The organism is Pseudomonas gingeri (genome assembly GCF_013386115.1).
GTDB lineage: Bacteria > Pseudomonadota > Gammaproteobacteria > Pseudomonadales > Pseudomonadaceae > Aquipseudomonas > Aquipseudomonas gingeri.
This window is the reverse complement of sequence record NZ_JACAOR010000014.1, coordinates 423,171-437,662: the sequence shown is the minus strand read 5'-3', so window position 1 is coordinate 437,662 and position 14,492 is coordinate 423,171. Positions and strand designations below refer to the sequence as shown.

The window sequence follows — 14,492 nt, the reverse complement described above, 5'->3', positions numbered from 1 at the left end:
GCCTCCAGTCCTTCAAGGGACTTGAGCGCCGGCGGGCAGGCGTTCGTCGAGGCTCTGCCGGATCTGATCATTGAACCATTTGATTACCGGGCAACTTGATCGTTGAACATCAGGGCTCCCGAATTTCCATCTTTGGTTAAAACCCTTGTGGCGGTATATACCGCTAAGGTCGACTCATGAACACGCACTTCTTTCCTCTCTCTCCCGCCACACTCAAGCGCTGGTCGCTACCGGTATTGATCCTGGCTTTCGGCATGTTCTATCTACTGCCGATGATGTTTCACGGCCTGTGGATTCCCGACGAAACCCGCTATGCCCAGATCAGCCAGGAAATGCTCTTGAGCGGCAACTGGACCGCCCCGCACTTCATGGGTCTGCGCTACTTCGAAAAGCCCATCGCCGGCTACTGGATGATCGCCATCGGCCAGGCGATTTTCGGTGACAACCTGTTCGGGGTCCGCGTTGCCTCGGCGGTCAGTACCGGGCTGAGTGTGCTGCTGACGTACCTGATGGCCCGCCGCCTGTGGAATGACCCACGCAAGAGTTTCGCCTCGGCGTTGCTGTTCATGAGTTTCGGCCTGATCGCCGGACAGGCCGGTTACGCCAACCTCGATCCGCAGTTCACGCTGTGGTCGAACCTGAGCCTGGTTGCCTTCTGGTTTGCGTTCGACAGCCAGGAACGTCGCCATCGACTCTGGGCCTGGGCCGTACTGGGCCTGGCCTGTGGCATGGGTTTCCTGACCAAGGGCTTTCTCGCCCTGTTGCTACCGGTGCTGATCGCCCTGCCCTACATGATCTGGCAACGCCGCCTGGGCGAATTGCTGCGGTGCGGCCCGATTGCCGTGGTGGTGGCGGTTGTCGTCGCATTGCCCTGGGTGCTGGCCGTCAACGCGCAGGAGCCTGACTACTGGCACTTTTTCTTCTGGCACGAGCATATCCAGCGCTTCGCCGGGAACAACGCACAACACGCCCAGCCCTGGTGGTTCTACCTGCCGCTGCTGGTGGTGTCGTGCCTGCCGTGGTCGATGATGCTGATCCCCACCTTCAAGCAGGCCTGGCAGGAAAAACGCCAGGCCGGCACCGGCTTCCTCTGGCTGGCATTCCTGCTGCCGCTGGCATTCTTCAGTCTCAGCAAGGGCAAGCTGCCGACCTACATCATGCCGTGTCTGCTGCCACTGGCACTGATGATGGGCAATGCCCTGATCGACCGCGTGGCCCGGGCCGAGGGCCGGGCGCTGCGTCTCAATGGCATGCTCAACCTGATCCTCGGGCTCGCGGCGCTGATCGGCCTGATCGTGCTGCAGGCGACCCGGTACCTCTACGAGAACAGCCATGCCGAGGTCTTCAACCTGTCGCTGGTGTTCATCATGCTGATGGCCTGGATCATCGCCAATGCCTTGCAAGCGCTGCGACCGCTCACGCTGTGGGCGATGCCGGCGCTGGGCATCGCCCTGCTGGTGGCCCTGCTGCCGGCCGGCATGCCGGCGAGCGTGATCAACAACAAGATGCCCGACCAGTTCATTGCCGAACACATCGACGAACTGCGCCAGACCAACCGCCTGCTGAGCAACGAACTCGGCGCCGCAGCCGCCCTCTCCTGGCGCCTGCAACGTCCGCAGGTGGACCTGTTCAATACCGCCGGCGAACTGAAATACGGCCTGGATTATCCAGACGCCGCAGGGCGCCTCGTTACCTTCGACAGCGTCGGCCAGTGGATGAGCGAGGCACGCAAGCAGGGCCCGGTCGGGGTGGTCATGCGGGTCCGCAGCGTTGTGGAAATGCAGGAGATCGCGCTGCTGCCCGTGGATGGCAAACGCTACAAGGACGGTGACCTCGAGATCATCATCTTCCCGCAGACCCGACCATGAACCTCGGCTACTGGAAAACCGACAAAGGTGCGCTGGTACTGCTGTTGGTGGTCTCGGCCATGCTCCTGCTGCTGGGCCTCGGCTCGCGGGAGCTGTGGGGACCGGAAACCCGCTGGGCGAACATTGCCCTGCAGATGCTGCAGTCAGGCAACTATTTCGACCCCTATCTCAAGGGCCAGCCCTACTACGACAAGCCGCTGCCCTCCTACTGGCTGATCACCGCCAGTGCCGGCTTGACGGGTGGCCTGGGGCCCTGGTCGCTGCGCCTGTCCTCGGTGATTGCCGCGTGGCTGAGTGTCTGGCTGATCTACCTGATCGGTGAGCGCCTGTGGCGCAAGGGCACCGGACTGATCGCCGGCTGGATGCTCGCGACCACCTTCTATTTCGTGTTCTGGGCCCGCGTGGCGACCGCCGATATCCTCACGGTGTTCGGCGTGCTCGCCGCGGTCTGGTGGTACTGGCGCGGACCGGACGATACGCGGCTGGGCCGCTACACGGTGTTTTTCCTGATACTGGCCCTGACCTCGCTGCTCAAGGGGCTGATCGGCTTTGTCCTGCCCGGACTGGTGCTGTTACCGCACCTGCTCGTCGAGGGGCGCTGGAAACGCCATCTCAATCCTCGGGTATTCGTCGCGCTGCTGGCCGCCGCCGGGGTCTATGCCGTGCCATTCGTGCTATCGCACTTCTACGGCTCACCGACCTATGGCGAAAGCGGCCTGGCGCTGGTGTTCAAGGAGAACGTCGTACGCTTTTTCGACCCCTTCGATCATATGGAACCGATCTACACCTACCTGATCTATCTGCCGGCCTACACCCTGCCCTGGGCGCCCTGCTGGATCCTCGGGTTATGGCTGGCGTTGCGCCAATGGAAGCAGATCGAACCCGAAACCCGCTGGCTGGTCTGGGGCCTGGGCCTGCTGTTTGTGTTCTTCACCGCCAGCGGCAGCCGGCGCAGCTACTACGTGCTGCCCCTGGTGCCGTTCGCCCAGTTGCTGGCGGCCTGGTGGGTAACCCGGCGCATGGCCGCAAAACGCGCCGCCGGCAAAGTCAGCGGGCCGGGTTGGGCCAAGGGGTTCGGAGTGACGGCGCTGCTTCTGCTGCTGGTCATCGGGATGATCTACCCCTGGGCCAATGGCGGTGGCGGCACGATACGGTTTGCCGAGGACGTACGGGCCAAGGCGAGCCAGAGAGCGCCTTGGGATGAATGGCAAGTGGTCATGATCGAGGTCGACAACAAGCTGCCGATGTACCTGGACAACCAGGGCGCCCCCTTCTACTACGTGCAGGAGACCCAGGACTATCCGCGTCACGGCGACACCGACGCCTTTATCGACTGGCTGGAAAAGACCAGCGGCCGCGCCTGGGACCCGGCACGCACACTGATCGTCGGCAGCTTCGGGAGCGGCGATACGGTGCCCTTGAGCGGCCTCGCGGCGGATCATGATGTCGTGCTCAGCCAGCCCACCAATGGCGCGCGACTTGCCCATCACCGCGAGGATGGCAGCGTGGCGTACATTCCGAAGATGCCCGGGCTTCAGCCCTGAACGAACGGTGGCGCGGGGCAGGCACGCATTGCACGTGCCGGCCCCGCCGCTCGCCTGGGCTCAATCAGTAACCCAGCGACAGCCCGGTGTTGCGACGCGGATCATTGGCCCCGTAGAAGCGGTTGTTGCCTACTGGCTTGCCGTCGAGGGAAGGCGCGCCGACCAGGATGGCCGCCAGGTGATTCAAGGGTTGCGGACCGGCAAACTTGTGCCCCCAACCTTCAAGAATCTTCTGCGTGTCCGGGCTCAGTGCGAAGGCCTCGATATTGGTTTCCTCCGGCAGCCACTGCTGGTGGAAACGCGGCGCATCCACCGCCTCCTGGATGTTCATCTTGTAGTCGATGACATTGAGGATGGTCAGCAAGGTCGCGGTGATGATGCGGCTGCCACCCGGCGTACCGACCACCATGACGGTCTTGCCGTCCTTGGTGACGATGGTCGGGCTCATCGACGACAGCGGCGTCTTGCCCGGGGCAATGGCGTTCGCCTCGCCCTGGACCAGGCCGTACATGTTCGGCACGCCGACCTTGGAGGTGAAGTCGTCCATCTCGTCATTGAGGATGACCCCGGTCTTGCTCGCCATGACACCCGCGCCGAACCAGTCGTTGAGGGTGTAGGTCACCGACACCGCGTTGCCCCATTTGTCGACGATCGAGTAATGGGTGGTGTTGTTGCCTTCATGGGGCGCCACGCCCGGATTGATCTCCTTGGAGATCCCGGCCTTCTGCGGATCGATGGCTGCCCGCAGCTTCTCGGCGTAGCCCTTGTCCAGCAGGTGGGCCACCGGGTTCTTGACGAAGTCGGGGTCGCCCAGGTAGCTGTTGCGATCGACATAGGCGTGACGCATGGCCTCGATCTGGTAGTGCAGGCCCTGGGCGGAGTGATAGCCCAGCTTGTCCATCGGATAGCCTTCGAGGATATTCATGATCTCGCAGATCACCACGCCGCCCGAGCTGGGTGGCGGCGCCGAGACAACATGGTAGCCACGGTAATCGCACTCGATGGGCGCCAGCTCGCGGGTCTTGTACTTGTCGAGGTCGGCCTGGGTGATGATGCCTTTGCCGGCCTGGCTCGAATCGACAATGGCCTTGGCGACCCAGCCCTTGTAGAAACCGTCGGTGCCCTTGGCGGAGATCTCCCGCAGGGTCCTGGCCAGGTCTTTCTGCACCAGCTTCTGGCCGACCTGCATCGGCTCGCCCTTGTTCAGGAAGATCGAGCCCGAATCGTGGATGTCCTTCTTGAACTCGGCGGTGGCCGTGTGCAACAGGTCGATATCGCCCTGCTCCAGGACAAAGCCCTGGTCGGCGAGCTTGATCGCCGGGGCGATGACTTCGGCACGTTTTTTCGTGCCGTATTTTTCCAGTGCCAGCTCCATGCCCGAGACGGTCCCCGGCACGCCGACGGCCAGATGCCCTTTCGAGCTCAGGTCGGGAATGACATTGCCGTCCTTGTCCAGGTACATGTTGGCCGTGGCGGCCAGGGGCGCTTTTTCCCGGAAATCGAGAAAGGTCTTGCGGCCGTCGGCCAGTTGCACGGTCATGAAACCGCCGCCACCGAGGTTGCCCGCCGCCGGGTAGACCACCGCCAGCGCATAGCCGACCGCAACGGCGGCATCGACCGCATTGCCACCGGACTTGAGGATATCGACACCGACATGAGTCGCCAGGTGCTGCGCCGTGACCACCATGCCGTTTTCCCCGGCAACCGGCGCCTGGGAAGCTGCGTGGGCGGGAGAAACAGCCAGAATCAGCGCTGTCGCCAGGAGCGAGCGCGCAAGGGGTTCAAACTTCATAAGCCGACTCTCTTGTTTTTATTTGCTGGAAACGCAGACGCCTGTCTGCGCGGGCCTTTACAAGGTAGTCGCTACGGAACAATTCACCTAGTACCAATTCCTCGGTTTTTCGCCGTACCAGGCTGTCCGGCGCAGACATGCCGCGACACGAACCCCACGAATGCGTCCAGCTTGGGCACCGGTGTCCGCGAGCGCGGATAGACCATGTGCACGGGCTTGGGCGCCGGGATACAGGCATCCAGCAGGCGGACCAGACGCCCCTCGGCAAGCGCTTCGGCCACCAGGAAATCCGGCTGCATCAGGATGCCGTTGCCGGCCAGCGCCGCCTGCAGCAACACCTGGCCGTCATTGCTCTTGAGCACGGCCTTTTCCGGCCACGGCACCTCTTCCGTGCCATCGGTCAATGGCCAGGCAAAGCGGTTGTGCCAGGAGGTATGGGTGAGGATTCGATGGCGTGACAGATCAGCGGGTTCGAGCGGTGTGCCCTGTCGCGCCAGGTAGTCGGGCGATGCGCAGATCAGCATCTGGTAGGGGGCCAGGGCAACGGACATGAGGCTGACGTCCACCGACTCCGAGACCCGGAACGCCAGGTCGAAGGCTCGCTCCTGCAGGTCGATGATCTCATTGCCGAGGATCAGCTCGACCTGGATATCCTCGAAAGCCTTCATGAATTGCGCCACCAGCGGTGCCACCAGGGCCACTCCGAGCGTCATCGGCGCGGTGATCCGCAGCAGGCCGCCGGGCCGGTCACCGGAAGACTCCAGACGGGCAAAGGCGGCATCGACCTGTTCGAGGGCCAGCCGCGCTTCCTCGTAGAACAGCCGGCCTTCGGCGGTCACCGTCTGGCGGCGGGTGGTGCGCTGGATCAGGCGGACCTTGAGAGCCTGCTCCAGATGCTGGATATGCCGGCCCACCATGACCGCCGACATCCCCAGCAGCGGCGCCGCATCGGCAAAGCTGCCCGCTTCGACCACAGCCACGAACACTTCCATTTGCCTGAGCTTGCTCATACTTCCCCCTCGGCCGGGCCAGGACACGGTCGCCATCATGCATGGCGATGACCGCAAGTCAATCAACGGCTCGTCATCGAACGCACAGATAATTACTAACCCAAGGTTAGCAATCAACAAACGCGTGATGCCTTTATCAAGGCCTGATGGGGCCCTACCCTGAACGGCAAATCCCCGAGAGCCCGACCATGACCCGCGCGCTTGCCAACACCCTCGCTTCTTTTCCTCGTGCCCCTCTGCTGGACGGTCCGACTCCGATCCAGCGGGCCCATCGCCTTGAACAAATCCTGGGGGCAGATGCCAGCGGCATCGGGCTGTATCTCAAGCGTGATGATTTCATGGCCCTCGGCGGTGGCGGCAACAAGCTGCGCAAACTCGAATTCCATTTCGGCGAGGCCCTGCGCCAGCAGATCGACACCGTGATCACCGTCGGCGGCCTGCAGTCCAATCATGCCCGGCTGACGGCCGCCGCCGCCGCCCGACTGGGACTCGCCTGCGAATTGGTGTTGACGCAATCGGCCGTGGTTTCCGGCATCGATTACGAACATAACGGTAATCGGCTGCTCGACGAGTTGTTCGGTGCCCGCTTGCACCTGTTGCCCGCCGGCTCCGATTCACTGGCGGTTGCCAATGAGCGCGCCATGCAACTGCGCGAAGCCGGGCGCAAGGTCCTGGTGATCCCGATCGGCGGCTCCACGGCCCTGGGCAGCCTGGGCTATGCCCGTTGCGCCGAGGAAATCGTCCAGCAGGAAGCCGGGCTGGGGTTGCGCTTCCAGGAGGTGTTCGTGCCCAACGGCAGTGCCGGGACCCACGCCGGACTGGCGGCCGGCTTCGCAGCCATGGGCCGCGGCGCGGCCGTGGTGAAGTCCTGGTCGGTGCTCGCCGATGAGGCCGTGTCGATCGAACGCACCTGGCAACTGACCTGCGACACCCTGGACCTGCTGGGACATCAGGCGCCACTGGAACGGGCGTCGATACGGATCGACGGCAGCCAGCTGGGCAGTGCCTATGGCGCACCGACCGAGGCCATGCTGGAGGCCGTGCGCCTGCTGGCATGCAGCGAAGGGTTGCTGGTGGACCCGGTGTATTCCGGCAAGGCCCTGGCCGGCTTGCTCGCCGATCTGCGCGCAGGCCGCCACCAGCCGGGCGACAACCTGCTGTTCGTGATGACCGGCGGTTCGCCGGGCCTCTATGCCTATCGCCAGACATTCCAGCCGGCGTAGCACCGCGACGGGCCGGCGGAATCACTCCAGCCGCCCGGCGACCTCCAGTGCCAGCTCGGCGAAATTGCGTGCCGCCACGCTGGCCTGGGCCGGCAAGGCCACGCACACCGTACAGGGCGGCATATCGCGGATCACCGGAAACGACAGACCCGGACGCGAATAGAACCGCGCCGTGGACGCCGCCGTGATGCTGATCCCTCGCTCCGAAGCCACCGCCTGCAACTCGCTCTCGACCGTCGAGGCCTCGTGGATGACCGGGGCACTGCGGCCCTGGCGATACTGGTCCGCCGTCCAGTAGCTGCGCCAGATATTGCTTCCCGGCGCCGCCACGATGGGGTCGTCGAGAATATCGAAGATGCTCACCGACGCCTCCGCGGCCAGGCGGTGGGTACTCGGCAGGCAGGCCACGCAATCCTCTTCCACCAGGGTGATCAACTCGACATCCGGCAACTCCAGGGGCGGTCGCAGGATCGACACATCCATGCCCTCGGCAATGCCGGCATGGGGCTCGGAGAAATCGAACTCCTTGACCAGCACCTTGACCTGGGGAAAGCGCCGGGCGAATGAACTGAGAATACGCGGCATCAGGTCGACACCCGCACCGATCAGAAAACCGACCTTGAGCGAACCGCGCAGGCCCACGGCATGATCGCTGGCGGTCTGCGCCATCCGCGCCAGTTTCTCCAGGATCTCCAGCGCCTGCGGCAGCAGCGCTTCACCGGCTTCGGTCAGGGCCACCTTGCGGGTATTGCGCTCGAACAGCGGTACATCCAACTGCCCCTCGAACTGGCGGATGGTCTGCGACAGTGCCGGCTGGGACACATGCAGGCGCGCCGCCGCTTTCACGAAACTCAGCTCTTCACCCACCATGGCAAACGCCCGCAACTGGCGGATATCGACCCCGTTGATCAGCATTTTTCCCCTCCCCGACAACCCTCGGCAGCTCACCCGATCATGGCACGACTTATAAGCTGTGCCAATTAATCGGCTGCTAATCGGTCTTTCTAAAGCCCCGCTCCCCGGCGCTAGTATCGATCCAGCTCGATGCAGGCGAGCGTCCAGAACAAGACACTGCAAAACCACGAACACTGCCCCGAACAAAAGAGATAAGCAGATGAACGACGTGACCCAATCCCCGACAAACCTTGCCCCGACAGCCGTTGCCCATCCGGCCGACAAGATCAACCTGGTCAAGGCCCGTGGCTCGCTGGTCTGGGACGACCAGGGCAAGGAATACATCGACTGCACGGCCCAGGCCTGGTCCAACAACCTCGGCGCCAACGATCCGCGCGTGGTGGAGGCGGCGATTGCCCAACTACGGGACATGACCCATATCCGGCCCAACTTCGGCTCGGCCGCCCATACCCGGCTGGTGTCCAAGCTGCGTGAGGTTTCCCCCGCCTCGCTGAACCAGATGGGCTTTGCCCTGCATGGCAGCCTGGCCGGCGAGATGGCGATGAAGCTGGCCTTCAAGAATCGTCCCGGAGCGCAGAACCTCATTGTCCTGCAGGACGGCTACCACGGCCGCTCCCTGGCGACCTTGGGCGCCAGTTGGCCGCACCCGAACAACCCGTTCCTGCCGATCCAGCCGCGCTTTACCCGCGTGCCGCATCCCAACCCCTACCGTACACGCCTGGGCATGGATCCGGAACTCGAGGCACAACTCTGTCTCGGCCTGCTGGAAGAGACTATTGTCAAAGGCGTCGACGGCGCCGTGGCCGCGGTGATGATGGAGCCGATCCAGGGCAACGGCGGGCATATCGAGTTTCCACGCTCCTACTACAAGGGCGTGCGCGAGCTCTGCGACCGTCTCGGCGTGCTGTTGATCTTCGATGAAGTGCAGACCGGATTCGGCCGCATGGGCACCATGTGGGCCGCGGACTACTACGATGTGGTGCCGGATATCATCGTCTTCGGCAAGGGCGTGGGCGGTGGTTTCCCCCTCGCCGGCATTCTTGCCGACGACCGCCTGCGCTGGTTCGACGAGGGTGAAGAGGCGCTGACGTTCGGCCACTTCCCGGTGTCGCTGGCGGCGGGTTACGCGGCGGTCGAGGCGATTGTCGCCGACGGTCTGTGCGAGAAGGCCCGGCTGGCCGGGGAATATGTCACCGAGCGCCTGCTGGAGATGCAGACCCGCCACCCGCTGATCGGTGATGTACGCTGCCCGGGGCTGATGGCCTCGATCGAACTGGTCAAGGACCGGGCGACCAAGGAGCCGGCCTGCCGCGAGTCCCACGAGGTGTATCGCCTGGGTGTCGAGCGCGGCGTGCTGTTCGGCGAGAGCCGCTATGCCGGGCTGGGCAACCTGATCAAGGTCAAGCCGCCCCTGGATATCGAGCGTCCGTTGCTGGCCAGGGCCCTCGACGTACTGGATGAAGTGCTGGGCATCATCGAGGAACAACGGTCATGAGCACAGTCCTTGAAAGCAATCGCCCGCTGGCTGGCACCGAACCGCCTGCCAGCGGCATGACCCAGGACGACGCGGACCTCGCCAGCCTCGGCTACGAGCAGAAGATGCACCGCACCATGAGTGCCTTCACGTCCTTCGCCCTGGCCTTTTCGATGGTCTCGATCAACACCGGTGTGGTGACCTTGTTCGCCGATCCGTTCAACCGGGTCGGCGGTATCGGCATCCTCCTCTGGCTGCTGGTGATTCCACTGGTGTGCTGCATCGTCATGGTCTACTGCCACCTGGCCGGGCGCATTCCCCTGACCGGCTATGCCTACCAGTGGTCCAGCCGCCTGGCGGGCAATCACTTCGGCTGGTTTACCGGCTGGGTGGCCTTCATCTCCTTTGTCGCCGGGACCGCCGCGACGTCGGCCGCCATCGGCACGGTCTTCGCACCGGAGATCTGGGCCAACCCGACCCAGGGACAGATCCAGGGCCTGAGCATCGGCGCGACACTGGTGGTCGGGGTGCTGAATATCTGCGGCATCCGCCTGGCGACGCGGATCAATGACATCGGTGCGATCATCGAGATCATCGGCACCGTGCTGCTGGCAGCGGCCTTGTTCTTCGGAGTGTTTTTCTTCTTCGAGCACACCCAGGGCGTGGCGATCCTCACGTCGGCGGCACCGGTCAGCGGCGGTGAGATCAGCTTTACCACCCTGGCCCTGGCCACCCTGTTGCCAGTCTCGGTACTGCTCGGCTGGGAAGGCGCGGCGGACCTGTCCGAGGAAACCAGGGACCCGCGCCGGGCAGCGCCGAGGGCGATGATCCGCGCGGTGGTGGTATCGAGCGTGCTCGGTTTCGTGGTGTTCGCCCTGCTGAGCATCGCGATTCCCGGCTCGGTCGGCGACCTGCTCAAGCAGTCGGAAAATCCGGTGATCAATATCGTCCGCCTGCAACTGGGCAATGCCGCCGGCACGGTGATGATCGTGATCGCCTTTGCCTCGATCCTCGCCTGCCTGATCGCCAACATGGCGGTGGCGACACGCATGACCTTCGCCCTGTCGCGGGACAATATGCTGCCCGGCTCCAGGGTACTGGCACGGATCAACCCGCATTTCGGCACGCCGGTGGCGGCGATCATACTGATCACCGGCATCGCGGTACTGCTCAACCTAGCCAGCGGCGGGTTTGTCACGGCGATCTATTCGATGGTCGGGCTGACCTACTACTGCACCTACCTGCTGACCCTGATCGCCGCCTACCTGGCCTACAGGAACGGGCGCATGCCGGAAGCGCCCGAGGGCGTCTTCAGCCTGGGTCGCTGGTTGCTGCCGATGATCCTGCTGGGCGCGCTCTGGGCACTGGCGGTGATCCTCACCCTGAGCGTACCGGAAGAAAGCCATACCGGCGCACTGACCACCGGGATCACCCTGGGTGTCGGAGCCTTGTGGTGGGTGGTATCCCTGAGAAAGCGCCTCAATGAAGGAACCGCGGGACCGAGCACCAAGCGCTTGGGGTGATGCGAAGGCGATGAATGACAAGGCCCCGCGAGGGGCTTTGTCATTGCCGGGACGCGCCAACGGGCTGGTCGCATCGTCGGTATTTCCGTACCATTCCCTCCTTTTCGCCCTGCCCTCGCTTGCCCCCGCCGGCTCCCAATTCAGGTAAACCATGAAACCCGCCCGTCTACGCGCCGATGTCCTGGCCGGACTCACCACTTCCTTCGCCCTGGTGCCCGAGTGCATCGCCTTTGCCCTGGTCGCTCACCTCAACCCGCTGATGGGCCTGTACGGGGCCTTTATCATCTGTACCCTGACCGCGCTGTTCGGCGGACGCCCGGGGATGATCTCCGGAGCAGCCGGGTCCATGGCCGTGGTGATCGTCGCGCTGGTGGTGCAGCATGGCGTGCAGTACCTCTTGGCGACGGTGCTGCTGGGCGGATTGATCATGGTGGTATTCGGCCTGTTGCGCCTGGGCAAGCTGGTGCGCATGGTGCCGCATTCGGTGATGCTCGGCTTCGTCAACGGCCTGGCGATCATCATTGCCCTGGCCCAACTGGAACAGTTCAAGGTCGGCGATGGCTGGTTGCGCGGCGAGCCGCTGGCGCTGATGCTCGGGCTGGTGGCGCTGACCATGGCAATCGTCTACCTGCTGCCACGCCTGAGCCGCGCGGTGCCGCCGGCATTGGTGGCGATCCTCGGGGTCGGCCTGCTGGTCTACCTCTGTGGCCTGCCGACCCGTACCCTCGGAGACATGGCGCATATCGCCGGTGGCCTGCCCGCCCCTACGCTGCCGCAGATTCCGTGGAGCCTGGAAACCCTGCATATCGTCGCCCCCTATGCGCTGCTGATGGCGCTGGTGGGCCTGCTGGAAACCCTGCTGACCCTCAACCTCACCGACGAGATCACCGAGACCCGCAGCTACCCGGACCGCGAATGCGTGGCGCTGGGAGCCGCCAACATGGTTTCCGGCGTGTTCGGTGGCATGGGGGGCTGTGCCATGATCGGCCAGACCGTGATCAACCTCAGTTCCGGCGGCCGCGGTCGTTTGTCCGGCGTGGTGGCCGGGGTGATGATCCTGCTATTCGTGCTGTTTCTTTCGCCGCTGATCGAGCGCATCCCGCTGGCCGCGCTGGTGGGGGTGATGTTCGTGGTATCCCAGCAGACCTTCGCCTGGGCTTCACTGCGAGTGCTGAACAGGGTGCCGCTGAACGATGTGCTGGTGATCATTGCCGTGACCGTGATCACCGTGTTTACCGACCTGGCGACGGCGGTGCTCTGCGGGATCCTCATTGCCGCGCTCAACTTCGCCTGGCAGCACGCCCGCGAATTGTATGCCGACACCCATGAAGAGGCCGACGGCAGCAAGCTGTATCGCCTGCACGGCACGCTGTTCTTTGCCTCGACGACGCCGTTCCAGAACCTGTTCGACCCCGCCAACGACCCGCAGAAAGTGGTGCTCGATTGCCGCCACCTGAGCTTCGTCGACTACTCGGCGATTGCTGCACTGAAGAGCCTGCGCGAACGTTATGCCAAGGCCGGCAAGCATCTGCGCGTCGAGCACCTGTCCGAACGCTGCAGGCAGTTGCTGAAACGGGCCGGAGTCCAGCATGGGTGAAACCCCGGATACCTTTATCCGCAGATAGCCATTTCGGTCAAATCGGGACGGTTGGCGCCGGCAAACAGACCGCGGCCGATTGCCCGCGCGGTGTCCAGGTGCGCCTGCGGATCGTCGCTCTCCGAGTTGAGCAGCAACGAGGAAGTCACCACCGTCGCCCCGCAGTAATCGAAGATCCCGTGATCGATCTGGGTCTTCATGGCATGGGCATAACCATGGCGCTCGAAGGTCTGCGGATCGGCCCCCCCGACCCCGACCAGATGCACCTGCAGGCGCCCTAGCTTCTTCACGAACGGTCCGTCCAGGCTGAAGTCGAAAGCCCAGCCGTTGGCGAACACCCGGTCGATCCAGCCCTTGAGCAACCCCGGCATCGACCACCAGTACACCGGGAATACCAGCACCAGGGCATCGGCGCGCTCAAGCCGTACGTGTTCGGCGGCCACATCGGCGGGGAATGCCGCGTGCTGGCGATGCACCGCCAGGTCCCCCGCGGTATACCTCGGGTCAAAACCCTCCGCCGCGAGATCGGCGATTTCAAACGAATGACCGGCATCCGCCGACGTCAGTCCTTCCCCCAGGCGTGCAGCCAGGCTGTGGCTCAGGGAATGCGGTTCAGGGTGGGCAACAACGATAAGGGCATGCATGGCGACACTCCGGCAGGTTGATTGCGGCTCAAAGGCGAACCTTGATATGCTCGACACAAGTTACTATTAGTAAGTTACTTTTGGTATATAAGCATGTCAAGCAGCAGGAAACCGCTTTCCGAATCCCAGCCCCGGCGACGCCTGACCCGGGAAGACCGCCACCGCCAGCTGCTCGATGTGGCCTGGCAAGTGGTACGCGAGGAAGGCACCGATGCCCTGACCCTGGGCCACCTCGCCGAACGGGCCGGAGTCACCAAGCCGGTGGTCTACGATCACTTCACCACCCGTCCCGGTCTTCTGGGGGCGCTTTACCAGGACTATGACCTGCGCCAGACCGCCCTGATGGATGCTGCACTCCAGGCCGCCGAGCAGAGCCTGACCGGATCTGCGCAGGTGATTGCCGGCGCCTATGTGCAATGCGTCTTGCAGCAGGGCCGGGAAATTCCCGGCGTGATCGCCGCCCTGGCCAGCTCGCCGGAACTGGAGCAGATCAAGCGTGACTATGAAGTGATTTTCCTGGAAAAGTGCCGGAGCGCCCTCGCCCCTTATAGCCGCCCGGGCGAGGTCGGCAGGGCCGGCCTGCGAGCGATGCTTGGTGCCGCGGAAGCCCTGTCCCATGCCGCCGCATTGGGTGAGATTTCCCCTGAACAGGCGCAGGACGAACTCTTTGAAACCATTGTCGCGATGGTCGAAAGAAGTTCCCGTCACTGAATACGCAGAACGCTTGCACATTTCATCGGGCGAGGCAGTGCCTGACTGCCCCAGCACCGTTTAGGCAATCAGGCCCGATATACGACACTACTGACGACACTCAGGATAATAACCGTCGAATATCGCGATCCGACTTACAACGTTCGAAACAACAGTCCTGCACAATCATTGATACAAAACACCCTACCCAC

At 63.7% G+C, this 14,492-nt stretch carries 11 protein-coding genes; 7 read left to right on the top strand and 4 right to left on the bottom strand.

Annotated elements, in window-relative coordinates; genetic code table 11:
• Positions 1 to 176 precede the first annotated feature (176 nt).
• Together arnT and HX881_RS28745 are read left to right on the top strand one after the other, a co-directional pair.
• On the top strand, positions 177 to 1,868 hold the full coding sequence (gene arnT, locus HX881_RS28750) for a lipid IV(A) 4-amino-4-deoxy-L-arabinosyltransferase (RefSeq protein WP_177087906.1): 1,692 nt from the start codon (positions 177 to 179) through the stop codon (positions 1,866 to 1,868).
• Entirely contained in the window at positions 1,865 to 3,412 is a 1,548-nt protein-coding gene (locus HX881_RS28745) for an ArnT family glycosyltransferase (RefSeq protein WP_177087904.1), read from the top strand. The genes arnT and HX881_RS28745 overlap by 4 nt, the downstream gene beginning before the upstream one ends.
• A 64-nt stretch (positions 3,413 to 3,476) precedes the next feature.
• Here the strand turns inward: HX881_RS28745 and ggt are convergent, their stop codons facing one another.
• Together ggt and HX881_RS28735 are read right to left on the bottom strand one after the other, a co-directional pair.
• Positions 3,477 to 5,204, bottom strand: a complete 1,728-nt coding sequence (gene ggt / locus HX881_RS28740) for a gamma-glutamyltransferase (protein WP_177087902.1) — start codon at positions 5,202 to 5,204, stop codon at positions 3,477 to 3,479.
• An 83-nt stretch (positions 5,205 to 5,287) separates the two neighbouring features.
• Entirely contained in the window at positions 5,288 to 6,214 is a 927-nt protein-coding gene (locus tag HX881_RS28735; RefSeq protein ID WP_177087900.1) for a LysR family transcriptional regulator, read from the bottom strand.
• Between the two features lie 188 nt (positions 6,215 to 6,402).
• On the opposite strand from HX881_RS28735, the gene HX881_RS28730 reads away from it, so the two are divergent.
• Positions 6,403 to 7,437: a D-cysteine desulfhydrase family protein gene (locus tag HX881_RS28730; protein ID WP_177087898.1), complete on the top strand. Its 1,035-nt coding sequence runs from the start codon at positions 6,403 to 6,405 to the stop codon at positions 7,435 to 7,437.
• A gap of 21 nt (positions 7,438 to 7,458) precedes the next feature.
• On the opposite strand, the gene HX881_RS28725 is transcribed toward HX881_RS28730, so the two are convergent.
• The gene (locus HX881_RS28725) at positions 7,459 to 8,352 is read right to left on the bottom strand and encodes a LysR family transcriptional regulator (protein ID WP_177087896.1); all 894 of its coding nucleotides are present in this window, start codon (positions 8,350 to 8,352) and stop codon (positions 7,459 to 7,461) included.
• A 199-nt stretch (positions 8,353 to 8,551) separates the two neighbouring features.
• Here HX881_RS28725 and HX881_RS28720 point away from each other — a divergent pair, with 199 nt between their 5' ends.
• From HX881_RS28720 to HX881_RS28710, 3 genes are all read left to right on the top strand, one after another.
• Positions 8,552 to 9,847, top strand: a complete 1,296-nt coding sequence (locus tag HX881_RS28720; RefSeq protein WP_246356601.1) for a class-III pyridoxal-phosphate-dependent aminotransferase — start codon at positions 8,552 to 8,554, stop codon at positions 9,845 to 9,847.
• A complete protein-coding gene (locus HX881_RS28715) occupies positions 9,844 to 11,349 on the top strand; it encodes an amino acid permease (RefSeq protein WP_017125246.1) in 1,506 nt (501 codons plus the stop codon). Before HX881_RS28720 ends, HX881_RS28715 begins: the two co-directional genes overlap by 4 nt.
• Positions 11,350 to 11,500: 151 nt before the next feature.
• On the top strand, positions 11,501 to 12,946 hold the full coding sequence (locus HX881_RS28710; protein ID WP_017125245.1) for a SulP family inorganic anion transporter: 1,446 nt from the start codon (positions 11,501 to 11,503) through the stop codon (positions 12,944 to 12,946).
• Positions 12,947 to 12,960: 14 nt separating this feature from the next.
• Here the strand turns inward: HX881_RS28710 and HX881_RS28705 are convergent, their stop codons facing one another.
• The gene (locus HX881_RS28705; RefSeq protein WP_177087894.1) at positions 12,961 to 13,590 is read right to left on the bottom strand and encodes an NAD(P)H-dependent oxidoreductase; all 630 of its coding nucleotides are present in this window, start codon (positions 13,588 to 13,590) and stop codon (positions 12,961 to 12,963) included.
• 93 nt (positions 13,591 to 13,683) lie between these two features.
• Between HX881_RS28705 and HX881_RS28700 the strand changes: the two genes are divergently transcribed.
• Positions 13,684 to 14,301, top strand: a complete 618-nt coding sequence (locus HX881_RS28700) for a TetR/AcrR family transcriptional regulator (RefSeq protein ID WP_177087893.1) — start codon at positions 13,684 to 13,686, stop codon at positions 14,299 to 14,301.
• Positions 14,302 to 14,492: the final 191 nt, after the last annotated feature.